Annotated in this window: 22 protein-coding genes; 9 read left to right on the forward strand and 13 right to left on the reverse strand. The window is 39.8% G+C overall.

Annotated elements, in window-relative coordinates; all coding sequences use genetic code 11:
* Window positions 1-43 precede the first annotated feature (43 nt).
* Window positions 44-1198, reverse strand: a complete 1155-nt coding sequence (locus tag B4Z47_RS12250; RefSeq protein ID WP_070561990.1) for a sensor histidine kinase — start codon at window positions 1196-1198, stop codon at window positions 44-46.
* 428 nt (window positions 1199-1626) lie between these two features.
* On the opposite strand from B4Z47_RS12250, the gene B4Z47_RS12255 reads away from it, so the two are divergent.
* The gene (locus B4Z47_RS12255) at window positions 1627-2919 is read left to right on the forward strand and encodes a DUF3472 domain-containing protein (protein WP_070561991.1); all 1293 of its coding nucleotides are present in this window, start codon (window positions 1627-1629) and stop codon (window positions 2917-2919) included.
* 105 nt (window positions 2920-3024) lie between these two features.
* Here the strand turns inward: B4Z47_RS12255 and B4Z47_RS12260 are convergent, their stop codons facing one another.
* Window positions 3025-3861, reverse strand: a complete 837-nt coding sequence (locus B4Z47_RS12260) for a hypothetical protein (protein WP_070562046.1) — start codon at window positions 3859-3861, stop codon at window positions 3025-3027.
* Window positions 3862-4134: 273 nt separating this feature from the next.
* On the opposite strand from B4Z47_RS12260, the gene B4Z47_RS12265 reads away from it, so the two are divergent.
* The 4 genes from B4Z47_RS12265 to B4Z47_RS12280 are packed head-to-tail and all read left to right on the forward strand — an operon-like array spanning window position 4135 to window position 6461.
* The gene (locus B4Z47_RS12265; RefSeq protein ID WP_286710087.1) at window positions 4135-4650 is read left to right on the forward strand and encodes an RNA polymerase sigma factor; all 516 of its coding nucleotides are present in this window, start codon (window positions 4135-4137) and stop codon (window positions 4648-4650) included.
* A gap of 41 nt (window positions 4651-4691) precedes the next feature.
* Entirely contained in the window at window positions 4692-5381 is a 690-nt protein-coding gene (locus B4Z47_RS12270; RefSeq protein WP_286710086.1) for a hypothetical protein, read from the forward strand.
* 6 nt (window positions 5382-5387) lie between these two features.
* Window positions 5388-5909, forward strand: a complete 522-nt coding sequence (locus B4Z47_RS12275; RefSeq protein WP_286727368.1) for a DUF4252 domain-containing protein — start codon at window positions 5388-5390, stop codon at window positions 5907-5909.
* A gap of 6 nt (window positions 5910-5915) precedes the next feature.
* Window positions 5916-6461: a DUF4252 domain-containing protein gene (locus B4Z47_RS12280; protein ID WP_083295802.1), complete on the forward strand. Its 546-nt coding sequence runs from the start codon at window positions 5916-5918 to the stop codon at window positions 6459-6461.
* Window positions 6462-6552: 91 nt separating this feature from the next.
* Here B4Z47_RS12280 and hemL read toward each other — a convergent pair whose 3' ends face one another.
* From hemL to B4Z47_RS12310, 6 genes are all read right to left on the reverse strand, one after another.
* Window positions 6553-7863 carry a glutamate-1-semialdehyde 2,1-aminomutase gene (gene hemL / locus B4Z47_RS12285; RefSeq protein ID WP_046674928.1) on the reverse strand — a complete coding sequence of 437 codons (1311 nt, stop codon included), beginning with the start codon at window positions 7861-7863 and terminating at the stop codon, window positions 6553-6555.
* A gap of 87 nt (window positions 7864-7950) precedes the next feature.
* Window positions 7951-8343 carry a hypothetical protein gene (locus B4Z47_RS12290; protein ID WP_139144909.1) on the reverse strand — a complete coding sequence of 131 codons (393 nt, stop codon included), beginning with the start codon at window positions 8341-8343 and terminating at the stop codon, window positions 7951-7953.
* 141 nt (window positions 8344-8484) lie between these two features.
* Window positions 8485-9453 (reverse strand): porphobilinogen synthase, encoded by a 969-nt coding sequence (gene hemB, locus B4Z47_RS12295; protein WP_070561999.1) that lies wholly within the window; start codon window positions 9451-9453, stop codon window positions 8485-8487.
* Between the two features lie 90 nt (window positions 9454-9543).
* A complete protein-coding gene (gene hemC, locus B4Z47_RS12300) occupies window positions 9544-11130 on the reverse strand; it encodes a hydroxymethylbilane synthase (protein ID WP_070562001.1) in 1587 nt (528 codons plus the stop codon).
* Between the two features lie 348 nt (window positions 11131-11478).
* Window positions 11479-12720, reverse strand: coding sequence for a glutamyl-tRNA reductase (gene hemA, locus B4Z47_RS12305; protein ID WP_070562003.1), 1242 nt, complete (start codon window positions 12718-12720; stop codon window positions 11479-11481).
* Between the two features lie 219 nt (window positions 12721-12939).
* Window positions 12940-13779: a hypothetical protein gene (locus B4Z47_RS12310; RefSeq protein ID WP_070562005.1), complete on the reverse strand. Its 840-nt coding sequence runs from the start codon at window positions 13777-13779 to the stop codon at window positions 12940-12942.
* Between the two features lie 221 nt (window positions 13780-14000).
* Between B4Z47_RS12310 and B4Z47_RS12315 the strand changes: the two genes are divergently transcribed.
* Window positions 14001-14399, forward strand: coding sequence for a hypothetical protein (locus B4Z47_RS12315; RefSeq protein ID WP_070562007.1), 399 nt, complete (start codon window positions 14001-14003; stop codon window positions 14397-14399).
* 50 nt (window positions 14400-14449) lie between these two features.
* Here B4Z47_RS12315 and B4Z47_RS12320 read toward each other — a convergent pair whose 3' ends face one another.
* From B4Z47_RS12320 to rbfA, 4 genes are read right to left on the reverse strand one after another with little or no spacing between them, the layout of a single operon-like run.
* Window positions 14450-15100 carry a hypothetical protein gene (locus B4Z47_RS12320; protein ID WP_070562009.1) on the reverse strand — a complete coding sequence of 217 codons (651 nt, stop codon included), beginning with the start codon at window positions 15098-15100 and terminating at the stop codon, window positions 14450-14452.
* A 2-nt stretch (window positions 15101-15102) separates the two neighbouring features.
* Window positions 15103-16191, reverse strand: a complete 1089-nt coding sequence (locus B4Z47_RS12325) for an aminotransferase class V-fold PLP-dependent enzyme (RefSeq protein WP_286727369.1) — start codon at window positions 16189-16191, stop codon at window positions 15103-15105.
* Window positions 16184-16831: a leucyl/phenylalanyl-tRNA--protein transferase gene (aat, locus tag B4Z47_RS12330; RefSeq protein WP_286727370.1), complete on the reverse strand. Its 648-nt coding sequence runs from the start codon at window positions 16829-16831 to the stop codon at window positions 16184-16186. Before aat ends, B4Z47_RS12325 begins: the two co-directional genes overlap by 8 nt.
* Before the next feature lie 29 nt (window positions 16832-16860).
* Entirely contained in the window at window positions 16861-17232 is a 372-nt protein-coding gene (gene rbfA / locus B4Z47_RS12335; RefSeq protein ID WP_070562015.1) for a 30S ribosome-binding factor RbfA, read from the reverse strand.
* Between the two features lie 583 nt (window positions 17233-17815).
* Here rbfA and argH point away from each other — a divergent pair.
* The gene (gene argH / locus B4Z47_RS12340) at window positions 17816-19147 is read left to right on the forward strand and encodes an argininosuccinate lyase (RefSeq protein WP_070562017.1); all 1332 of its coding nucleotides are present in this window, start codon (window positions 17816-17818) and stop codon (window positions 19145-19147) included.
* 84 nt (window positions 19148-19231) lie between these two features.
* On the opposite strand, the gene B4Z47_RS12345 is transcribed toward argH, so the two are convergent.
* Complete coding sequence (locus B4Z47_RS12345) at window positions 19232-20290, reverse strand: aldose epimerase family protein (protein ID WP_070562019.1); 1059 nt, start codon at window positions 20288-20290, stop codon at window positions 19232-19234.
* A gap of 250 nt (window positions 20291-20540) precedes the next feature.
* On the opposite strand from B4Z47_RS12345, the gene B4Z47_RS12350 reads away from it, so the two are divergent.
* The gene (locus B4Z47_RS12350; RefSeq protein WP_286727371.1) at window positions 20541-21899 is read left to right on the forward strand and encodes a deoxyguanosinetriphosphate triphosphohydrolase; all 1359 of its coding nucleotides are present in this window, start codon (window positions 20541-20543) and stop codon (window positions 21897-21899) included.
* A 111-nt stretch (window positions 21900-22010) separates the two neighbouring features.
* Window positions 22011-24118, forward strand: a 2108-nt coding sequence (locus B4Z47_RS12355; protein WP_112373886.1) for a type IA DNA topoisomerase, incomplete at its 3' end; no start/stop codon positions are given.

The raw sequence follows: 24118 nt of genomic DNA on the forward strand, positions 1-24118 counted from the left end.
TGCTTTATGTATACATAATCGTATAGCCTAATATAAAAACAATTTATGGAGAAATATAGAGGATAAGCTGAACAAAAAAAGAATGATCCTCCTGTTGGATCGTCAGGCGGTGCCTGTCGGCATAAAAATGTTCCAATAGACGTTGAACATTTTTAAGGCCTGTTCCTGTGCGGTGTTGTTCGGTTGACTGTGTAGCAATGCTATTCTTTACATTTAATGTGCAGGATGTTGGCGTTAGAATGACCTCAAAACTTAATTGGCAGGGCTCTATGGTGCTTAATCCATATTTGAACGCATTTTCAACAAAAGGAAGCAGCACAAATGCGTGTATCGTTTTAGGGTGTTCGAGCCCCGTATAGTGTTCACTGATCGAACAATTCGGGCCAATGCGTAGCTTTTGGAGATTGATAAAATCTTGTATAGCCTGGATTTCGATCTTGATGTCAATCGTATCACTGTGCCGTTCATCCATGTAATAACGCATTAATTGCGAAAGACGATGAATACTACTTGCGACGGCATCATCATTGGTCAGTGCCAATGCGTAAATATTATTTAAGGTATTAAACAAGAAGTGGGGGTGGACTTGCGCTTTTAAAAAGGAAAGTTCGGCCTTCATACGGTCTTGTTCGACCAATTGCATTTTTTGCTGCGTTTCCATCCAATAGGTTACGATTCTATAGAGCGCGGCAAGGCTAATAGTTAACAGGAAAATATACACAGAAGCGATATCGATAGGTTGTGGCCGTTGTCCCGGGGATTGCCCTGGACCTCGGTATGGGAAATGCCTAGCAGATGGTGGCGGTGGAAAATCAGGATGATGCCTAGGTGAAAATTCTCTGTCCCCAGGGGTCGGTAATTGTTGACGTCCAATACGCATCAGCCGGTCAAAGGGCTGAAGATAGCAAGCTAGTAACAAACCTGTCAAAATAATGGAGATTCCGTAACTGATAAATTTTCGATGCTTTATGCTGTATGGAATCAGTACATAGGCATTGACATAAAATAGGATTAAAAAACAGCCTGTGAAAATCCAAAATGCCGGTGCAAAAAGTATTTCCTTAATTTCCAATTGACCGTTGTTAAAAAATAGTACTGGAAAGGATAAGAAAATAAGCCAGGCGAGTCCATGGATCAATATGGAGATTTGTTTTTGTCCTAAGATACGTTTTGATGTGCTATAAGCAGATTTGTCCATGGAGCTTGCTATTTTAGCTTTTATAAAAGGGGACTCTGATCCTAAAAATACACAAAAAGATTAGATCGTATTTTTAAAATGTTAAAATATACATCTCATTTTATAATAGTTCATTTAAATGGAAAGGAATGGTGGTCAATTATTGCCGTTTTTTTACACAATCGATTGATATACATTTCCTTTCTTTTTCTGTAAATCTAAGCCTTATCTTCATCAAATAATCCAGTTTCACAAACCGATACCATCTTTATTCAATAGTAAAGTGCAGCATAAAGGTAGCTGATAAATTGAATTTCGGAACTAATAAAGTAGTCGGTTTCGCGAAGTATTAGAATGTAATAGCATCTCGAGTTTATGACGAATATGAATAACCGCAGGTAGTATAACTAGCTTAAGGTTGATATATAAATTGATAAAAAAAATAAAGTATGAAAAGAAAACACTTTATCCAGTATCTCTTTCTGGGAGCTTTATCCTGTCTTTCGATAAGCGGTATCGCACAGACAGCAGGGAAGACGTATGCCGTTCCTCTAGCCGGGAACGCTTTCATCACCGCAGGGCAAGCCGGTGATGCGGAAATTTCCGGTCGTAATGGCCTCGTAAAATGGTCAAGCAATCAGGAAGTGGCATCGGTTTATTTTCGGGCTCAGAAAGCAGGGAAATTGACATTAAAGCTGAAAGCGAAAAATGATGCTGGGAAATCTAAAATAGAAATTGACGCACTAGGGAAAAAAGCCGTTGTAGATGTTGAAGGAAATGAACTTGCCGAAACAGCTCCGCTGTCCATTGAAATAAAGGCTCCCGGTTATGTTCGGGTCGACCTAAAAGGAGTCAGTAAATCGGGCAGTAATTTTGCTAATGTGACAGAACTACTTGTTAGCGGTGAAGCCGCGTCAGAAGGACTTATCTATTCTGATAACCCCGACTATTACTACTGGTCCCGAAGAGGACCTTCCTGTCATCTTAATTATACCGTTCCTACGGAGGGCAACGTGAGTTACTATTATAATGAAGTTACCGTCCCTCAAGGCGAAGATAAAGTTGGTTCCTATTTTATGGCGAATGGTTTTGGCGAAGGCTACTTTGGTATACAGGTTAATTCAGAAACCGAGCGACGTATCTTATTTTCCGTATGGAGTCCATTCCATACAGATGATCCGAAAAGTATTCCAGATGAGCAAAAAATCCATCTACTAAAAAAAGGAAAGGATGTGCATTCGGGCGAGTTTGGAAATGAAGGGTCAGGCGGGCAGAGTTACCGCAAGTACTTTTGGAAAGCAGGTATAACCTATAAGTTTCTCTTGAAAGGTGTGCCCGATGGAAGAGGAAATACCGACTATACCGCCTGGTTTTTTGTACCTGAAGAGAATGCATGGAATGTGATCGCAAGCTTCAAACGTCCGCAGACAAATACCTACCTGAAACGATTCCATAGTTTCTTGGAGAACTTTAGTCCGAATCAAGGCTACCTGGGTAGAAAGGTTGAGTTTGGCAATCAATGGGTCTATGATGGGCAATGGAAAGCTGTACAAGCGGCTTCTTTCAGTGTGGATAATACCTATCGTGCAAATCAGCGCATTGATGCAATCGGCGGCATCAACAAAAACGGATACTTTCTTAGAAATGGTGGTTTCTTTAGTGACGTTGTTAAGCAAGGAAGTAAGTTTGAATTCCGGAATAAAAATAATGCACCAGAAATTGATTTTGACAAACTACCTTAATCAAAAAGGAATAAAGACGATGCCTTATTGTTGCTCAAAGTTTATCCTAAACAAAAAAGAGTCGCATTTCAATGCGACTCTTTTTTGTTTTGTACAGCTCTGGATTTATTTTTCAGACAGTTTGATATCACGTTCTACCGAAACATTATCTCCGGTAACAGCATTACCATCCTTATCTACTAGAGTCAATTTTACTTTATTGTTGCCCATTGGCAGGCCTTTTATCTCATATGGGCCCCATTTGTCCAATGTAAATGTCTGGCCATTGATATCTGCAATTACCTTGTTGCCATCTGGAGCAAGTTTGGTATTGATTACGTAAAAATCTAACAGGAGATTTTTTGTTTCATCTCCTTTATACTCACCTTTAGGTCGAGAATAGAAAAGTGATGATTCCTTTGGTGTTGCATCCGTCGTCAATTTACCCGTTGCATCAATCTTAAATTTTACCAATTTAGAAGCTTCAGTGGTTTTTATGGATTCATGATAGGATCTTGATAAAAATGAGAGCAGGTAATGTTCCGAATTTAACGGTACTGTTACAGAGTTCTCGGGCTTGTAGAGAGCCGTGTAAGGTTTATTGTCTAAAATAAAATGAATATGTTGCCCATCATGCGAATTTGCCATATGGGCAGCATGGGCATCATCGGTCATCTCCGTTAATTTGAAATTCTTAATCGCATATTTTACAGTTACTTTTGCGGAGTCTGTTCCTACCTTTTCTGCAGTGATCGAGGCGATCTGCAGATCAGCTCCAGGAAATTCTTTCGAGTCTGCAATAGGACTAACGGTGATTGAGTCCATTTTCTGTGCAGTATTTGTGTCCATACTGCTGCTTGAGTCAGCTCCACCTGTACTTTTCGTAGATGAGTTGTTACACCCGATAGCGCCTACTAGGAGCGCTACTGCAGCAGTAATACCGATAATTCTGTAATACTTCATAATTTTTTTGTTTAATTTTTTAATCATTCAGCATCTTAAGTAACAGTCTATGTTCCTATTTTGTTTGTAATAAGGTTAAAAATAGGCCGTTTGGGCTACTCATTGAAGTTTAATACACAGTGAATTAAATATTTTTAAAAAAATAGTCATATTAGATGTAATAAATCGATAAGCTGAAATGTCTTGATAATATAAAAGGCACAGGTGATACGGAGATGGGGCAAAAGCCGATTAGAAGATTAAAATAGCGTAAGTCTCAATATTGACGATAACATGAACCAAGAGCAATTTAAAAATACCGTTTTCATCCATAAGGATAAGCTATTTCGCTTTGCGAAACGGATCTTGGTTGATGATGATGAGGCTTTTGATGCGGTACAAAATGTGATGATGCGGTTGTGGCAATTAAAAGATCAGCTGCTTCAATATAAAAATATGGAAGCCTTCTGCATGCAGAGTGTTAAAAATGAAGCGCTCAATCGTCTAAAAAAAGATAAGGTTAGGGCAGACTTTGTTGAGCAGCATCAGGTTGTTACCATGACGGAACATACTGTTGGGAATACGAAAGAAATTATCCTTGAAATGATCAATTCCCTTCCCGAAAAACAACGGCTTGTTATGCATCTGCGCGATGTTGAGGATTATGACATCGATGAAATCGGTGAAGTATTGGAGATGGGCGAGTCTGCGGTAAGAGTTAATCTGATGCGTGCTAGACAGAAGGTAAAAGAACAATTGACAAAATTATTCGATTATGAAACCATGAGGATTTATTCTGATAAGAAATAAACCCGATTGTTTCATCGTCTTTGAAAATAAGATGAACAGTGATGAAAGATAAGAAATTAAAAGAATTGGAAGAGAAGTACTTTAATGGCCAGTCGTCATTAGAGGAAGAAAGAGCATTGAAAAGCTCGGATGATGCTTTTTTTCAATCATTGAATCAGGAAAAGAATAGGACAATGGATTGGTCCTTTGAGGACTTCCAAAGTGAGATCAATGATGATAAGAAACGTATTATCTGGTGGAATAATAGCTGGATAAAATATGCAGCAGCAGCCATGTTGTTAATGGCTATTGGAATTGCACTATTCCTAAATCAGGAACCAACAACGCGAGTACCTGTACTTGCCGAAAAGGAAATGAAAGAGCTAAAATCCGCGGACAAGAAGCTGATCGAACAACAAAATGAAGAAACGGTAGTTTCCAATGCTAATGATGGGACCCCTTCGGTGGAAAGCGGTAAGACGTTACAGATCGCAGAAACGCTCAAACATTCTAAAGTTAAAAAACGAGCGAAGGCATGGACTGAAAAGAAGAAAATAGTTGCTGAAAGTCTGCAATCAGTCGAAAGTGAACCCTATCAGGCAGATTATGTGGTTTTGAATGGGAAACCTGTCGCGAACGAACAGGAAGCTGTTGAACTGACCCTAAAATCTTTAGGCTTACTGGCAAATAATCTGGAAAATGGTGTAGATAAAGCAATGAATATAAAACAAATGTCAATAACGATTAACTAAAATAAAATGAAAGGTTTTTTAATAGCTTGCCTTCTACTTGTAGCAAGTATGGCAAATGCACAAATTTCAAAATTGGATAAACTTTTTGAACAATATCAAGGAAAGAAAGGTGTGACAACACTAAAAATCGGGGCGCCGATGTTCAAGCTATTGGGTAATTTGAAAATAGACGATGAGGATATGCAGACAATTACACCACTACTTAAGAATGTTAAATCGTTGCGGATGGTGATTGTTGAAGATGGGGAGGATAAAGCCTTAACAGGTATTATTCAAGGGGCAGTTTCAAATTTAAAGTATGAAGAACTCATGTCGCTCAATAATGAAGGTCAGGATATCCGGTTCATGGTCGAAAATATGTCTGCAAATGCCGACATCTTAAACAATCTGTTACTAACGATCAACGGAGATGGGCAAAATCTATTTATGATCCTTGACGGGGCTATACCGTTGAAAGACGTGACTAGCTTGGTCAACGAAGGGAACAATAAAGTGAGTAAGAATAAAGGTGATAACAACAAAAAGTAGAAGATTATGAAAAGATTACTAACCTTGTTGTGCCTAGTTGGCGTTCTTTTCTCCATGCAGTCATGCATGATAAAAAAAGCCTCCAATATGGATTTCGTCAGCCGGTCTAATGTATCGGACGACGCTGAGATTGTTGCCATTAATTTACCGATGTGGTTAACAAAACCCTTTATGAAAAAAGCCTTAAAGGACGATAATGATGAAGAGTCTCGTGCAATGGCTGAAATTGTAAAGAAATTAAAGAAGTTCAGAATGCTGACACTTTCAAATAATGACAAAACGAAGAATGCACGGATTTTGGACGATTACCATAAGTTTTTGAAGAAGAACAAATTTGAGGAATTACTGGTTATTAACACGGATGGACAGGAGATTTCGCTGAATGCGCGTATTGATAAGAATAATGTTATTCAGCGGGTTTCTCTACTCGTTCATGATAACGAAGATGAAAGTGTTTTTATGGATATCAAAGGTAAGTTTTCATTGGATGAACTTATTGCCGGACTAAATAAGATGAAATCTAAAGATAAGAAGCTGGCAAACAAACTCTAATAAGCACGTTGATTCGAGCCTATACTTCCACTAACCTATAAAAAAAGCCCTCTAGTAATATACTGGAGGGCTTTTTTATAGTAGTTTGATTTTATGCACTAAAGACAATGTCTAAAGCATCGAAAATATGTTTTTTTGCCTGGTCAAGATCCGCTGCTGTATGTGCATCAGAAACAAAGCCTACTTCATAGCCTGAAGGACCAAAATATACGCCACGATTTAACAATTCGCGGTGCATAATTTTATAAGATTCCATCGATTTAGGATCGATTTCACTCGCTTTTTTAATTTCGTGCTGTTCTGTGAAGGCAAACCAAAAAATAGAAGCCACATGGAAAAGTTGAACTTTATATCCTTTCTCCGCAATATAAGTACGCATATCATTGACGAAAGCTTCTGTTTTGGCATTTAAATTTGTGTAGAAATCCTTTTGTGCCAAGATACCTAATGCGGCAATGCCGGCAGCCATAGCAACTGGATTTCCGGATAAAGTTCCGGCTTGGTAAACTGCACCATCAGGAGATATACAGGCCATCAATTCTTTTGAGGCTCCATAGGCACCAACAGGCATTCCGCCACCAATAATTTTGCCGTAGGTAATAATATCTGGTTGTACGTCATAGTAAGCCGAAGCACCTTCAAAACCAATACGGAATCCCGTGATCACTTCATCCATAATCAACATTGCACCATGTTCTTTGGTGATATTACGTAAGAAGTGAACATATTCCTTAGATTGCAACAATAAGCCATTGTTTGCAGGTATACCCTCAATAATAACTGCGGCAATCTGATCTTTAAATTCTGCAAAAGCAGCTTCTAAAGCTTGCTTATCGTTTAATTCGATAACAATGGTTTCGTCTGCAAATGCTTTAGGTACACCAGCCGATGATGTCTCACCAAAAGTGACCAAACCAGAACCCGCTTTAACCAAAAGAGAATCGGAGTGGCCATGATAACAGCCATCAAATTTGATGATCTTATCACGTTTCGTGTAGCCTCTAGCCAAACGGATTGCAGACATTACGGCCTCAGTTCCGGAACTGACAAAGCGAATTTTCTCAATAAACCTATTGTTTTCGATAATCAACTCAGCCAGTTGGTTCTCCAACGCAGTGGGAGCGCCAAAACTTAAGCCTTTCCCGAGTTGTGCCGCTACAGCTTCACGAACTTGATCATTATTGTGCCCTAAAATTAAGGGGCCCCATGAACAACAAAAATCGATGAATTCATTTCCGTCAGCATCCCACAGGTGTGCTTTATCGCCACGCTCAATAAATAATGGGGTACCATATACGGATTTGAAAGCCCTAACAGGAGAGTTTACGCCTCCAGGGAAATATTGTTTTGCTTTTTCAAATAGCTCAGCAGATTTTGCTCTTGAAATATCAGGTGCTTGCATAGTCTATGTATTTGAATGCGAAGTTATCTTTTTTTAAGAAGATAAGTCTCATAGAAACGTAAGGAATCCATAATAGCCTGATATTAGCTATTTAAATTGAGTAACAGCTTCTTTTTTTAGCAATTTTATTTCCTGTTTATTGACAAACAGGATAATCTCATTTGCTGACTTAATTTCAATCTCAAAAGCCGTCTTGTTATCACTATATTTTCCAAAAAGATTTGGACTAAAAAAGTAGCCACTAAATTTTCTGCGATTTAATATAGCAATGCTATCTACTTTCTGATGAATTGAGGTCTGGGGACCCTGAGGGTTTGAATTTGAAAAGGTAAATAAGGCGTCACCATTCTTATTAAATGTGATTGATTTCAGCTTAGCGTTGTCCGCAATCCAATTGCCTTCCAAAAAGAAGTAAAAGGTAGTTTCATGTATGGAGGGAGCCAATAAAAGGAAACTGCTGATTATGATACTTTTTAACATAATAAGGCGCATTATAATTTTCTGTTTGACCGCAATGTCGTAAAAAGGTTTAAATAATATTTTAAAAAAACAGAAGCTCGAAAATGAATTCCCGAGCTTTTGTTAGTTAAATTCCGATTATCGAAGATAATCTGAAAGTTGTTAAATAAAACCTTTCTCCAATACTTCTTTGGAGTGGTAGGATAAGATTGCTGTAGCGCCAGCACGTCTGAAGCTCAATAACGTTTCTAGGATGACACGTTCGTCTAACCAGCCGTTTTGAATTGCCGCCTTTAACATCGCATATTCTCCACTGACATTATATACTGCAATTGGTAGATCGAAGTTGTCTGCAAGAAGTTTAACGATATCTAAGTAGGGAAGTCCTGGTTTCACCATCAGAAAATCCGCTCCTTCCTGTGCGTCGAGCTGTGCTTCAATAAGCGCCTCTTTTGCATTGGCAGGATTCATCTGGTAGGTCTTTTTATCGCCATGCTTGGGTGCCGAGCCTAAGGCATCTCTAAAAGGACCATAATAGGCCGAAGCATATTTTGCCGTATACGACATCAAAGAAACGTTAGTAAAACCATTATGGTCCAATAGCTCACGGATGTAACCGATGCGGCCATCCATCATATCTGATGGTGCAATGATATCTGCACCTGATTGTGCATGTGCCAAGGCCATTTTGCCCAATACCTCTAATGTCTCATCGTTTAGGATCTCACCGTTTTCGACAATTCCATCGTGCCCGTCACTGCTGTAAGGGTCCATGGCAACATCCGTTACGATACAAGCCTCCGGAAAATTTTTCTTTACCGCAGCAATTGCACGTAAGTATAAACTTCCATCACGGTAGCTTTCTGTAGCATATTTGTCTTTTAATGACTCTTCAATGTTAGGGAAAAGATCAAATGAACGTAAGCCCAACTTCAGGCAACTTTCCACTTCCTTCAATAGATTGTCTATTGAATAGCGATAGATGCCTGGCATCGATTTAACCTCAGTTTTTTGATTTTGCCCATCGACGATAAAAAGTGGGAAAATCAAATTTGACGCGTCTAAACGTGTCTCTTGAATCATGTCGCGAATCACGGCAGATTTACGATTTCTTCTCGGACGTTGTAACATTATATTAAGATTATTTATGATCTATGTTGTTTATTTCAAAGTCAGTGGAATCGTTTACCGACGTTGAAATACAAACTACTTTATACGATTCTAATACTCCAATCCAAAAACGGCTTCAGAAAGACCTATTTCATCTGGAGAATAAGGAAGTGCATAAGGGACATTCATCTCATCAAACTTTGCACCGGTAGAGCGGCCAATACAGATTACTTTTTGGCCTGGTTCCAGTAGGTTGTCTGCAAAATATGCTTCCACATTGCTCGGACTGGTAAAGACCAATACCTCCGCATTGGATGGATCTACATTTTCTTCTAAGACCGTTTCATATACCGGTATATTGATAATTTTTGTCTCCGGGCTTAATGCTTTTTGGATCGTCTCCAAAGATTCCTTCGCACGTGGTATAAGCACGGTACCACCATTGGCCAATTCAGCAAATTTCTTCGCAATTTCCTCCATATTGATGCCCTCACTGTCGCCAGAGAAATCAGCAACGCGGTCATATTTGCGCAAAATCTCTTCCGAGCCACGGCCAATGACACCAATCTTGGTCTTTTTGCTCAAACGTGGCTCTAAATTGAAAAAGTGCTCAATACCATTCTTGCTTGAAAATATAATCCAATCCACGTGTTTTAGGATAAAAGGATCCAATTTGTTGATGATGGGGAATATTTTGATCAAAGAGCGGCCCTCAATAGTAATATTGTGCTTGGCCATTGCTCTTGCGAAATAGGAATTTTCGTCTACCTCCCGGGAAATAAATACAGATTGTGGCAATTTTCTATCCTTTGCATATTTGCTGAAAATACGCTCCGCTAACCGCGTCGCATCGGTATCTCTAAGGTAAACACGGTCAGGAAAATCTTCGCTTGTGTCAGCAATAGAGGCCCAAGCTTCGTATTCATCACCGCTTTTACGGCAATAACAGCCTAATGGCGCATGACATCCCGCGTCAAATTTATTTAATACCAAACGTTCTACGGAGATTGTTTTTGCTACTTCTTCATTGTTTAAGGGCTGTAAAGCGTCAAAAAGTTCCTTGTCAACTTCACGGATCTGAATAGCAAGTACTCCTTGCGCCGGTGCCGGGATAATTTCAACAGGAGGAATCTCTTCCACATGAAAATCTGTAATATCCATTTCAATACGGCTAATACCTGCCTTTGCAAGTACGATAGCATCGTATTGCTCATCACGTAGCTTCTGGATTCTTGTCTGTAAATTACCACGGAGATCGTCAAATTCTAGATCCGGACGTAGCGCCGAGATCTGCGCTTTTCTACGGTTGGATGATGTCCCAACAGTCGCATTGTGTTTTAATGAAAGACGTTTTTTGATATCCACACAATCTTTGTGGATAATCAATAATTCAGCGGGATCTTCACGCTCAGAAACCGCTGCAATGATCAATCCCGGAGGGTTGACCGTAGGTAAATCTTTGTGTGAGTGTACAGCTAAATCAATGGTCCCGCTTAAAAGCTCCTCTTCAAGCTCTTTGGTGAAAAATCCTTTGCCTTCTAATTTATCCAAACGAAGGTGTTGAATGATATCCCCTTGTGTTTTAATGACTTTTAATTCTGCTTCAATTCCGATTTCTGCCAATCGATCTTTTACAAAATTTGCCTGCCACATGGCAAGAACACTTCCCCGGGTACCAATAATTAGTTTTCTATTCACGTTAATTTTACTTTACCTATTAAAACAATCACAAAATGTTCCCCCAGTAGCGACGTATTCAACTAGCACAGCATGTGTTTTAATTCAATTGAGCCCCGGAAATAAACAATTTCGGAAAAATGTATTTAATACCATTTATCAGAGCAAAAATAAATAAATAGAAGGAATATGTTGACACGTTACTGTCATTATATGTCAGGAAATAATTGATAAACCGAAATTTAAAGGAAACAGTCAAAGGATAGCTCGGGATGGGCGCAGATTCATTCCGCTAATAGGCTTTGGTCAAAACCTAGGGAAGCAACAAAAAGTAATAGAATATAACGCTGTTCGAAGGGAAGCTTAGTATTAGTTTTTTTCCGTTTCTGGAGTTTTAACCAAAATTTCTTTCGCCATAACCATTGGAACCTTGATGTATTTCTTTTCCATGTAGTTGATGACTTTTTCCAATACTTCTCTCGCTTCGGGGGTTAGGGCTTGAACCTCTTGAGCAAAAACTTCATTTAGCGCAAATGATTTAATTTCTTTAATCTTTTCAGGAACCTCACGCATAGCAACCTCTACACGTCGCTGTTTGATTAAAGGTAAAAATTCTTGGATATTGTCCTGTATAATCTTTTCGGCACTCTCCAATTCGTTATAACGCTCTTGGATGTTTTTCTCCGCAATAGCTTGTAAGCTGCTTACTTCGATATAATGAATCGGATTGTTTTGGAGAACTTCAGCATCAATATCATTCGGAACGGCTAAGTCAATGATTATTTTCTTATCCGTTTCTCCGTTTAATAAGGATTGATAAAGTGTGTTGTCAATAATGGAGGTCGGAGCACCTGTGCAAGTAATTAAAATATCAAAGCCTTCTTTGTACTGATCAATATCAGCTAGGGGATAAGCTTCAGCATTTAATTCTTCGGCTAAGGCCTTTGCGTTCTCTATTGTGCGGTTGAAAATAACGAACTTAGCTTTTTGGTTCTTTTGGAAATATTTCGCTAAGTTCTGATTGGTTTCTCCAGAACCGATAATGACGATTCTAGGGTTTTCAACCAGTTTTAGTTCGCGCAATTTGCGATAGGCGAGCGAGACAACGGAAATTGGGTTTCTGGAAATTTTAGTATAGGTGTATACTTCTTTAGCCGTTTTTACGAGACGATCCATCATCAGACGTAGAAAATCTCCAGTAAAACCAGCTTCTCTACAACGATCATAGGCCCGACGTACCTGTGCCAAAATTTCTTTTTCACCAACAACAAGACTTTCAAGTGAACATGACATCCGAAGCAGGTGGTTTAAAGCATCCATACCCTCGTATTTGTTGACCTGTCCTAAATAACATTGTAGTCTCTCCTGAGGAACACAGAAGTTCAATTTTCCCATAAAATCAGCAATGAATTCATGGGTCAATTCGTGAGCACCATAAAATACAAACTCTACTCGGTTACAAGTACCAATATAAAAGATCTCTGGAATGTCTAGGCTATGCTTTAGATTGATGAGGCGACTTTCTAAATCCTCATTGCAGATCACTAGATTACCTAGATCTTTTAGTTCGACATGTTTATGAGTAAACGCTAATACTTTAAGATTTTTCAAAGCTCTAATCCCTCGCTTATATTTAACGGTACAAATGTAGCTTAAAAGCTTTGTGCTTGTGTCAAAAATCTGTCAAAGGGATTAATTTAGAAAGATTTTAAATAGCCGATTTTGATGGTTATATGTCTGTAATTCAGGTGTTTGTTTTGCGTATCAATATCGAATGATTTTCGTCACGATCTGTCGTGACGAAAATTTTAAGCGATAAAATACGATAAACTACTCTTTAATACCTGTATTTGTAGTTGCAGAGTCGATGGTGACATCTTGCAATTCTTCCACATAAGGCTCCTCTTCGGAAGTGGTAGCTTCCTGAATTTCACTATCACTGTATTGGTAATAGCTGTCGAAGGTCTTGCTGTTTTTATTGTAAATTAATGCGTACTTGGAATTTTTATTCTTGACAATAATTCCATCAGCAGGAGCAGGTACTAACTTCATCTCATCCATAAAAATTTTCTGTCCCTTTTTGAAGCTGTTGATGAGTGGCAGTTCGCTTGAATATTCCTTCCAGAATAAAATATCGCCTTTTGCTGAAATGATCCAGATGGCACTGCTCTGATAGTCGTTCTTTTCTACCAAAAAAGCCATTTCTTTATTCCAACTGTCTGAATCGTTGCGATCGGTAAAGTTACCATAACAGAAAACAGATTTAGCACGATCTTTTATCCGTGTAAACTTGTATATAGGTTTATCATCTACAGGTTCAAGGTAGTTATTACCCATGAATATCTTTGTAATACCCCTTCTATAGCGTAACGGGATATTATCGTATTCGGGAATCGTGAAGATTGCATTGTTCCAGTGTTGATAGTCTTCCAGTGAACTCCAACCATCAGCGTCTTCCAGGTCTTTGGGATCTGCATTGTCAAACCCTACAACAGCTGTCGCGGTACTATCCACCTGCAGGCCGTCGATAGCTTGTCGATGGCTATAGTTGTAATATCCGCCACCCGCTAGGACAACCAATAGCACGACGCCAATAATAATATAGATCTTTTTCTTTTTATTAGGCTGTGCAGGTTGTTCTGCTGCGATTTCTTCAACTTCTCTTTTCATGTTTATTATTCGGCTTAAATGCTAAAAATTATATTCATCTCTTTTAAACAAGTGAAAACCAGATTTAAATGATTGATGATCTTTGGATTAGTCTTGTTTTTTATTTGTTCTAAGTGTTAATTGCGCTTAAAAATAGAATAATTTTTCAAAAAGTGAAATACAAGTTATATATGTGTCAATATTCAACTTATATTCGTAGCAATTTTAAAGTAATTTGAACCATGATTATTATCAAAAAATACTTTGCCATTGTTGGACTAGTCATTTCTTTTTTGTCCAGCATGACACCATTCTTAAAAGTGCCTATTAAGGGAAATTGGAATTTATATCAGGTAGATGCCTACTTGTTCTTTATTACATTACTTATTCTCGGGGTGACTGCCCTCTTGTTTTTTGTCCGTGCGGTTCGAGCTTATCAGTGGATGACCCGAGTGGCCGCCTGTTGGTATCTGTTGAGTATAACAGCGGTCTGGTTTAAGATCAATAATTATTTCGGCTGGGGATTTGCCGATAAATTGCTTTCTAAATCCCTGCACATGCGCTGGGGCTGGATTGTCTATTTGGTTGGCATCGTACTATTATTGTTGAGCACCAAGAAGGTTTCTGCGACAGCTGAATAAAATAAAGCCGTTTGGTATATAAAAAATAAGCTAGATGAAATTCATCTAGCTTATTTTTTATTTGGACGATGTGGTATGAAATGATTTTTCAACTTGTCCAGTCCTAAATCCTCTTCAATCTTATCCAGTTCGTAGGACCATATTTTTTCATCCAAAATTTCGTTCAGGACTTTTGGATTAGTTAGATCTACAGGACGTACACGCTGTTCTCTGTTGATTGGTGAGGTCAGTTCCTGCAAACTAGCACTATGCCGTATGATCTGAAAACGGAAGGTAGGCCATTTCCCAACATTTGCAAAGTTGCCTGTATAAAACTGCATCGAATCGTGTGGCGGTATTTTATTGCTGAAAATACCTTTTACTTTATTCGCTGTAGCTTCAGCTACGGACACTAGGAGCTCAAAACTCGTTTCATTGATGATATGTAATTTGGCAAGTCCATCTTTGTGGTCTCCCGAAATTGCCAAAAGTATTCCTTTTTCGATAAATCGATGTGGTGTCAGTGGTGTCGCATGCTGGTCAAGTTCATCATCTGCTCGACGCATATTACCGAAGACAAGAGTGATTTTATCCATTGGCACCGGAATCTCAAAACCAGTGTCATCTGTAACGCCTACAATATCGTTGGGCTGCATGGATGTGATATGCCCCTCAATGGGCTCATCGACAAACCGTACTAAGTCGCCTATTCTAAATTTCATGTTTACTTTACTTTTGTGTCGATAATATATAATAGCTTCTCAAGATCCGAGTGATCATTGTATAAATGAAATCCAACACGGATCCCCGATCCTCGGGGAAAGCATTTTATGCCCTCATCCAGGAGAGTCTGATAATTGTCGGGGTTGATCTGAATATTGAAAATATTGCTCTGTGGACGTCTATTGATGATGCTGTCCAATAACAGTTTCCGGTCGGCAAGTTCAGCGCGGGCATCTGCAATTAACTTTTGGGTATAGGCCACTGTTTCGGAAAATCCCCATTCCTCCAATTGAAGAAGGGACTGCTGTAGCGTTCCGTGCGACAGGGTGTCCAGATGCCCTGGTTCAAAACAAAGTTGTACCACAGATTTATTCATCCATTGGTTGTTGAGGAAGCTGTAATTTTTTTGGATATCCGCATAAAGTATCGCTTTGAGTCTGTCACTTAAGAGAACAAAACCATTGCCGAAGCCAGCCATAAGCCATTTGTATCCACTGGATAATACGGCGTCAAAGCCCGAAAGCGTAAAATCAAAAAGATCTGTTCCCAAAAACTGGGTGCCGTCGCCTACAATCAACAAGTCGGGATGCTGATGCTTCAATTCCTGTATGAAAGATAGGTCTATTTTTAATCCCGAAATATATTGAACAATGGAAAGAATAAGGACATCTGGTTTAAATGTTGCTATTGTGTCCAATAAATTCGTTTCCAGCTGTTCGTCCATCCTGACAAATTGATGTTCAAAACCGCTTATAATTGTAGGAAAATTAACCGAAGGATAATCATTGTCCAATAGCAGCACTTTCGATTGTTTCGGTAAACCTGCCAATAGCGCATTGAAGGCAAAGGAAAAACAACTTGATAAGAACACATTTTGGGAAGGGCAATTAAAGAATTTACCGAGCGTATCCCGACAGGCATCTAAAGTTGCACCTTGCTGTTCGCGTAAGGTACTGTTCGCGTCAAAGAAATCTTGGTCTCTTTTGGAGCGCCAAGCCTTTGTTTCACCTGAAAGTAAGCCGGATCCTGGTGTCGTGAGGTAAGTTACGGCTGAAGCGATGTCAAAATGTTTACGATAGGGACTACTCATGTCTTTGGTCTTTTGTTAGTATTGCTAAATAATCTGTCAAGGAAAGGTATTCACCGCCCATGCTTTCCAAATGATCCGTGTGAAATTGGCAATCAATTAAACGTAGTTCAATTTCTTGGGCGAGATAAATCAGGGCCGCTTTCGAAGCGTTGGGGACTTTTGAAAACATGCTTTCTCCACAAAAGACACCATTGATTAACACGCCATAAAGCCCGCCAACGAGTATACCACCTTGCCATACTTCCACCGAATGTGCATAACCTAGCTCCGCAAGTTTACTATATGCTTGGATCATGCCCTGGGTTATCCAGGTTCCAGCCTGATCTTTTCTATTGATAGTCGCGCAAAGCTGAATGACTTCTTTAAAGCTGCGGTCTATCGATAAGGAAAATGTTTTTTTCCGGAGTACACTCGCCATGCTTTTGCTGATCTTGACCTTGGAGGGATCGATCACAAATCTGGGGTCTGGGGCATACCAAAGTATAGGGCTGTCATCACTGAACCAGGGGAAAATTCCGTTACTATAGGCCAGTAGCAAACGATCTGGCGAAAGATCTCCACCTACGGCGAGTAAACCATCTTCTTCTGCATAACTTGGGTGTGGAAACTCCAGTCTGTTCGTATCCAGTTCAAATACCATGGTTGTTTAACAGGCTGCGATAGATAGCATTATTCTGGCTGACGCGGTTCTTTGCCGATCTCGTCAAATAGTTTGTCCATGTGTTCAACATATTCGTTGGTATCATCGAGGAAGAACTCCAATTGAGGAACAATCTTTACCTGGTTCTTAATTTTTGCTCCCAGTTTGTAGCGTATTTCAGATGTTTTGGAACGAATGGACTTCATATTTTCCTGTGCCGTTTTTGTGTTCAAAAAGCTTATGTAAACACGGGCAATTGCCAAATCAGGTGTAACACGAACCCGTGTAACCGTGATAAACGCTCCAGGAGCCCATGAATTACCTTCGCGTTGAAATAATGCTGCTAAATCCTGTTGAATCACCCCAGCAAAACGTTGCTGTCTCTTGCTTTCTGTTCCCATCGTATACGTTTTATGTTGAATATTCTCAATTATGTTAAACAAAAATAGCCAAAATTTCAATTAAAAGAGAAACTTGACTCGACATAAGAAAAAAGGCACATCTTGGTTTGACGTGCCTTTAAATTTCGATTCACAATTGGTTAGGTAATTTCTTTCAAGTTTTAAGACTTTGGGGTCTATCATATTTGGTTTGAAATTTCGGTGTATTTAAAGCGGTAAGTATTTACTAACCTTACCATCTTCTATTTTTTCATCTCCCTTACACTACAAACATAGGAATACTTAAAAAACTGACAAAATAACTTTTAAAAATAAAGTGAGTGGTTACTTATAATGCGTGTTTATCGCGATTTAACAAACTTTTAACATTTTATTTTTTTTGTAACAGTCTTTTTTTTCCACCTGATTTTTTGTTTTTCATCCAATTTTCTGAGCAAAATGTATGCAATCTTTGCATTGATATAACCATTTGCAATTGGTATTTTTGTAAAAATTGTATGTGATAGAATTATCAGAAGCTTCAATCAACACTAAACCGACCAAAGGCTTTTGAAAATAACAGGATCAAAAAGAAATTATACGAATGAAAATCTGGCAAAAAAATATAGATGTCGATTCTTTTGTAGAATCGTTTACAGTGGGCAATGACCGCGTAATGGACCTGCAACTTGCTGCTGCGGATGTTTTGGGTTCATTGGCCCATACACGCATGTTGAATAGCATAAACCTGATGACCGATGAGGATCTAGCGCTTGTACAAAAAGAACTGAAAAATATCTATAAAGAAATTTTAGCCGGTGACTTTCGTATTGAAGACTCGGTAGAAGATGTGCATTCGCAGGTTGAAATGTTGCTTACACAGCGTATTGGAGAGGCTGGTAAAAAAATTCACTCCGGCAGATCCCGTAACGACCAGGTTTTGGTCGATCTAAAATTATACTTCCGCTCAGAGATTCAGCATATCATCCAGAATACGGAGGCTCTTTTTAATGAATTGATCCAACTCAGCGAGCGGTATAAGCATATTCTGATCCCTGGATACACGCACTTGCAGATTGCCATGCCTTCATCGTTTGGATTATGGTTTGGTGCTTACGCCGAAAGTCTTGTGGATGATCTGGAGATGATGCGTGCAGCATGGAAGGTTTGTAATAAGAATCCTTTAGGATCTGCTGCAGGGTATGGATCATCCTTTCCATTGAATAGAACGATGACGACGCAATTGCTGGGATTTGAAGACCTCAATTACAATGTGGTTTATGCTCAGATGGGTAGAGGTAAAACCGAACGTATCTTGGCACAGGGCATGAGTTCCATCGCGGCGACGTTGGCCAAGTTTGCAATGGATGTATGTCTATATATCAACCAAAATTTTGGCTTTATCTCTTTTCCGGCACATTTGACTACGGGATCGAGCATCATGCCACACAAGAAAAATCCCGATGTCTTTGAGTTGATCCGTTCACGTTGTAATAAGATACAGGCCTTGCCAAATGAAATTGCGCTGATGACGACCAACCTGCCATCGGGTTACCATAGAGATCTTCAGTTGTTAAAGGAAAATTTATTCCCGGCGTTTAAATCGCTCAATGAATGTCTTGAAATCGCAACTTTCATGTTGGAAAACATTTCTGTTAAAGACAATATCCTGGACGATCCAAAATACGATTATTTGTTCTCTGTTGAAGTCGTGAACAATGAAGTTCTGAAAGGAGTTCCTTTCCGCGAGGCTTACAGGACTATCGGGATTGATATTGATGAAGGGCGCTTCAAGCCATCAAAAGAGGTAAATCATACCCATGAAGGAAGTATTGGAAATCTCTGCAATGATCAGATTCAACGGATGTTCGGTGAGGTCAAAGCAACTTTTGGTTTTGAAAAAGTCGAATCAGCATTGGATGACCTTTTAAAATAAAAAATATGCTGTAGCCCTACAGAGGAAATAGCACATCAACATAAAACGGCCGGTAAGCATGTGCTTATCGGCCGTTTTATATTCTTATTTTTTTATGGAGAACTTAAAATGTGTCTCGGAGTCGAATGATTCGCCTGCTTTTAACAAAGTTGAAGGAAATTCCGCTTGATTGGGTGTATCCGGAAAATGCTGAGTTTCCAGACAGAATCCGGCATAAGGAAGATACTTGTAACCTCTTTTGCCAAAATCATTTCCGGTCATCCAGTTTGCTGTATAGAGTTGTACGCCCGGCTCCGTTGTAAAGACATCCAGCTGAATGCCCGTGTTTTTAGAATAGACTGTTGCACAAGGCTGCGAAATAGGCTGGTTGTTGACATAACAATGATCATATCCTTTGGCAGCGATCAATTGTTCGTTATTTGCGGTAATATCTTGCACAATAGGTTTTGGTATGCGGAAGTCGAAGGCGGTGCCCTCCACAGGTACTATTGCATTGGGTATCTGGTTGTCGTCTACAAATAAGACCTCATCTGAATTGATTTGAAGGATCTGCTGCAATACGTCGCCACTGCCTTCCCCATCCAGATTGAAGTACGTATGATTGGTCAGGTTGACGTGCGTATCGGCATCCGATTGCGCATGATATTTGATAATAATCTCGTTATTTCTGGTTAGGGTATAAGAAACCATAACTTTTAGATTCCCTGGAAATCCTTCTTCACCATCTTGGGAAACATAATAAAATTCGACGTGCGATTGATAAGTGACCCTTCTGTCCCAAACCTTATCATGAAAGCCCGAAATACCACCATGAAGACAATTATTGCCATTGTTTTGCGGAAGCGTATAGTGTTTTCCGTTTATTTCAAATTTGCCTTCAGCAATGCGATTGGCGAAACGCCCCGCTGTGCAGCCATGGTATTTCTCATCAGAATCCAGGTAGGCCTGAATGGAATCGAAGCCCAGTGCAACATCCACCAAATTTCCCTTGTTATCAGGTACCAAAATGCTGACAATACGCGCACCGTAGTCCGTTAAGAGTACTTGCATGCCCCCTTCGTTTTTTAATAAGAGCAAATGCGTGTTTTTGCCGTCAATTGTACCTTCAAAATGTTTTGGAATAAGTGTTTGATATTTCGTCATGATGAATCCCTATTGGTATTTAGGTTAAAGATACAGAATATAACCAGTATAAAAATGACTTTGACAACAGCTGTTTGTAAAATTTGTCATTTTGAAATGCAATCCAGGATACTGTTGCAAAAATGACTCCTGGACAGGTAAATAACAGCAGTAAAATATAGGGATATGTGCACAGTCATTCGGGGAATTTCTGAGCCGGTCTCCTATGATTATAATTGTATTTAAAGGCAAATTTATCTAAGTTTGCGCTATGTCTGAAAAAATGAATTGGAAAGATTTGCTCTCTGCAAAGCGCTGGGGTTACGAAGATCGGAGCGTAGATAGTTACCTGGTGGCCCGGTCGGAATTTCAACGGGATTATGATCGTTTGATCTTTTCATCCCCATTTCGGAGATTACAGAATAAAACGCAGGTTTTTCCACTTCCTGGCGCTGTATTCGTGCACAATAGGTTGACACATAGTTTAGAAGTTGCCAGTGTAGGACGCTCTTTGGGACGTATGTTTTATGCACAGTTGAAAGAGGAAAATCCAAACCTGGATAATGATTACCCTTTTTTGCAAGAGGTAGGAAATATTATCTCTGCGGCATGTTTGTCACATGACCTGGGCAACCCGGCCTTTGGTCACTCTGGTGAATCCGCTATTTCCACATATTTCACAGATGGCGATGGACGTAAATACCAAGAGCAGGTAACAGCCGAAGAATGGGCCGATCTGACCCACTTTGAAGGAAATGCCAATGCGCTACGGATTCTGACACATGCCTTTCAAGGAAAGGATCCCAAAGGTTTTGCATTGACCTATACTTCCCTGGCTTCCATTGTAAAATACCCCTGTCTGGCAATTGATGGCCACCTCAAGAAAAGCCATCATCGCAAGAAATATGGCTTTTTTACGGAAGAACAAAAAGCATTTGAGAAGGTTGCTAATGAATTGGGATTATTAAAAGATCCTTCCAATTCAAAGGGCTACCTAAGACATCCTTTGGTTTATCTCGTGGAGGCTGCGGATGATATTTGTTACAATATTATTGACTTGGAAGATGCACATCATCTTAAGATATTGTCCTATCAAGAAGTGGAAGAATTACTATTGCCGCTCTGTGGCAAAGAAAATCTTCGCGACAGGCTCGATGGATTGCTGGATACCCCAAGCCGTGTAGCATTGTTGCGTGCTAAAGCGATCAATACCTTGATTAAAGGATGTGTTGATGTCTTTGTACGTGAGCAGGACAAATTTCTGTCAGGAACTTTCGGATCAGCGTTAATGGATGCTTTAGATGAGGACATTGTTACACAAATGAAAAAAATCTCGAAGATTTCCATTGCAAAAATCTATAATGCGCCCACGGTTGTGCAAATTGAGATTGCTGGTTACCGGGTGATGGATGCCCTATTAAAAGAATTTGTTCCGGCATACCTAAAGAAGAACAAGAACAATTACGATAAAAAGCTGGTCGCATTAATTCCTGAACAATTTTATACGGACAAACAAGATTCGTATTCCAAAATCCGTTGTGTATTGGATTTTGTTTCAGGTATGACTGACGTTTATGCCATAGAGCTGTACCGTAAAATCAAGGGAATAACAATACCATCCATAGAATAGAGACGTTTCAGGTAAAAGGTTAAAACATCAATATTAAATTGAGACAAGCTGTAATATCCGCGTGTATTATCCTAAAGTCTCGGATCGAAAATCTAACATCTCATATCTAAAATGAAGGTTGTAATTGCTGAAAAGCCCTCCGTGGCGCGTGATCTGGCTCGAGTGATGGGGGCGAAGGAAGTCAAAGACGGTTATATCGCCGGCAATGGCTATGCTTTTACGTATGCTTTTGGCCATTTGGTTCAACTCTGTACGCCACAGGCTTACGGATACAATTCGTGGACAATTTCAAATTTGCCGATCATTCCATCCACATTTAAGCTAGAATCGAAGAAAGTGAAGCGTGATGGCAAGCAGATGGATGATACCGGAGCAGTTAAGCAACTCAACACCATAAAATCCCTGTTGGAACAGGCCGAAGAAATCATTGTGGCTACCGATGCGGGACGGGAGGGTGAATTGATCTTTCGTAATATATACTATTTTTTAGGTTCTAAAGTACCTTTTAAACGCCTTTGGATATCGAGCCAAACGGATAAAGCCATTAAAGAAGGTTTTGCCAATTTGAAAGCAGGTACGGAATACGATAGCCTGTACATGTCTGCCCGTTCACGTTCGGAATCGGACTGGCTAATCGGTATCAATGCGACGCAGGCCATCACCTTGGCGGCCGGGAATAAAGGATTACTTTCTTTGGGCCGCGTTCAGACGCCAACCTTGGCCATGATCTGTTCGCGCTATCTGGAAAATAAAGACTTTAAACCCCAGGCATTCTATAAAATTCAGGCCGGTTTTGAAAAAGATAATATCAGTTTTAAGGCAACCTCCAATAAGATCGATAAAAAGGATGTCGCCGAGCAAACCATTGCGCGATTGACCGTTGGTTCCAATGCCCGCGTGGCAAAGGTGGAAGCCAAAGAAACAAAAGAGCAACCGCCCTTGCTATTTGATTTGACATCGCTGCAACAGGATGCAAATAAGAAGTATGGTTATTCGGCCGATCAGACACTGAGTATTGCGCAAACACTTTACGAAAAGAAGGTCATCACTTATCCGCGTACGGGTTCCCGTTACATCGGTGAGGATGTTTTTGAAGAAATTGGCGCACTTTTTCAACATTTGTCGGATACCGCAGATGAATCCATCTCGTCGATCGCAAAAAATCTGATCGGTGCAAAATTGAACAAACGTTCTGTCGATGACAAAAAGGTAACCGATCACCACGCCCTATTGGTGACGGATGAAAAGCCGGGTCCCATGCTCAAAGAGCAACAGAATGTTTACAATATGATCGCCAAGCGCATGGTGGAAAGTTTCTCGGAAGTATGTATAAAAGATATTACCACCGTGACAATTGATGCGCAGGGGGTTGAACTTATCGCCAAAGGTACTGTAATCAAGCAATACGGCTGGCGTCTTTCCGCGGAGCAGATCGAAGCGCCCGATGAAGATAAAAACAATGACGATCAGGATAATGAAAATGCGCAGTTACCGAAGCTGTTAGCTGAGGAATTATTGCAGATTCTGACCCTCGAACTTGCCGAACGTTTTACCAAAGCAAGACCCATACATACCGAAGCCTCCTTATTGAAGGCCATGGAAACTTCGGGAAAGGAAATTGAAGACGATGAAATGCGGCAGGCTATGAAGGACTGTGGACTTGGTACACCTGCTACACGAGCCGCAACTATCGAAACACTTTTCCAGCGGGATTATATTAAGCGCGACAAGAAAAAACTGATCCCAACGGAAAAAGGACTTGCGGTATACAATCTTGTAAAAGATCGTTCCATTGCCAAGGTAACCTTGACCGGTAAATGGGAGCAGAAGCTGGAGGAAATGCGAGCCAATAAAGTGTCCTATGATGTTTTTATGAAACATATTAAGGATTATACGGCCAAAATTACAAAAGAACTGTTGACGCTGCGGATTTCTCTCGCGCAAGAGGAAGTTAAACCTCAACAAAAAGGAAAGATAAAATGTCCGAAATGTGAGCAGGGATTGATTTTGCTCTACGATAAAGTAGCCCAATGCGACCATTATGCCCGGGGATGTGATTTTAAGATCTGGCGGACATTGAATGGTATCTTTCTCGACGAAAAAGAGATGAAGAACCTGTTGGAGAAAGGAAAAACCTCCGAGTTTAAAGGGGTAAAAAATAATGAGGGTGCTATTGTCACTGCGCCGCTTGTATTTGAAAATTTTAAGGTTAACGTGGG

Source organism: Sphingobacterium sp. UBA2610, from assembly GCF_002339225.1.
GTDB lineage: Bacteria > Bacteroidota > Bacteroidia > Sphingobacteriales > Sphingobacteriaceae > Sphingobacterium > Sphingobacterium multivorum.

What these genes read in the sequence shown, in the direction of transcription:
- B4Z47_RS12270 (WP_286710086.1), top strand. Translation starts at nt 4,692, where the DNA reads ATGAAAGATAAGAAATTAAAAGAATTGGAAGAGAAGTACTTTAATGGC.
- hemL (WP_046674928.1), bottom strand. Translation starts at nt 7,863, where the DNA reads ATGCAAGCACCTGATATTTCAAGAGCAAAATCTGCTGAGCTATTTGAA.
- B4Z47_RS12250 (WP_070561990.1), bottom strand. Translation starts at nt 1,198, where the DNA reads ATGGACAAATCTGCTTATAGCACATCAAAACGTATCTTAGGACAAAAA.
- B4Z47_RS12310 (WP_070562005.1), bottom strand. Translation starts at nt 13,779, where the DNA reads ATGAAAAGAGAAGTTGAAGAAATCGCAGCAGAACAACCTGCACAGCCT.
- B4Z47_RS12255 (WP_070561991.1), top strand. Translation starts at nt 1,627, where the DNA reads ATGAAAAGAAAACACTTTATCCAGTATCTCTTTCTGGGAGCTTTATCC.
- B4Z47_RS12290 (WP_139144909.1), bottom strand. Translation starts at nt 8,343, where the DNA reads ATGTTAAAAAGTATCATAATCAGCAGTTTCCTTTTATTGGCTCCCTCC.
- B4Z47_RS12315 (WP_070562007.1), top strand. Translation starts at nt 14,001, where the DNA reads ATGATTATTATCAAAAAATACTTTGCCATTGTTGGACTAGTCATTTCT.
- hemB (WP_070561999.1), bottom strand. Translation starts at nt 9,453, where the DNA reads ATGTTACAACGTCCGAGAAGAAATCGTAAATCTGCCGTGATTCGCGAC.
- B4Z47_RS12275 (WP_286727368.1), top strand. Translation starts at nt 5,388, where the DNA reads ATGAAAGGTTTTTTAATAGCTTGCCTTCTACTTGTAGCAAGTATGGCA.
- B4Z47_RS12325 (WP_286727369.1), bottom strand. Translation starts at nt 16,191, where the DNA reads ATGAGTAGTCCCTATCGTAAACATTTTGACATCGCTTCAGCCGTAACT.
- B4Z47_RS12280 (WP_083295802.1), top strand. Translation starts at nt 5,916, where the DNA reads ATGAAAAGATTACTAACCTTGTTGTGCCTAGTTGGCGTTCTTTTCTCC.
- B4Z47_RS12320 (WP_070562009.1), bottom strand. Translation starts at nt 15,100, where the DNA reads ATGAAATTTAGAATAGGCGACTTAGTACGGTTTGTCGATGAGCCCATT.
- B4Z47_RS12350 (WP_286727371.1), top strand. Translation starts at nt 20,541, where the DNA reads ATGTCTGAAAAAATGAATTGGAAAGATTTGCTCTCTGCAAAGCGCTGG.
- B4Z47_RS12265 (WP_286710087.1), top strand. Translation starts at nt 4,135, where the DNA reads ATGAACCAAGAGCAATTTAAAAATACCGTTTTCATCCATAAGGATAAG.
- B4Z47_RS12345 (WP_070562019.1), bottom strand. Translation starts at nt 20,290, where the DNA reads ATGACGAAATATCAAACACTTATTCCAAAACATTTTGAAGGTACAATT.
- B4Z47_RS12260 (WP_070562046.1), bottom strand. Translation starts at nt 3,861, where the DNA reads ATGAAGTATTACAGAATTATCGGTATTACTGCTGCAGTAGCGCTCCTA.
- aat (WP_286727370.1), bottom strand. Translation starts at nt 16,831, where the DNA reads ATGGTATTTGAACTGGATACGAACAGACTGGAGTTTCCACACCCAAGT.
- argH (WP_070562017.1), top strand. Translation starts at nt 17,816, where the DNA reads ATGAAAATCTGGCAAAAAAATATAGATGTCGATTCTTTTGTAGAATCG.
- rbfA (WP_070562015.1), bottom strand. Translation starts at nt 17,232, where the DNA reads ATGGGAACAGAAAGCAAGAGACAGCAACGTTTTGCTGGGGTGATTCAA.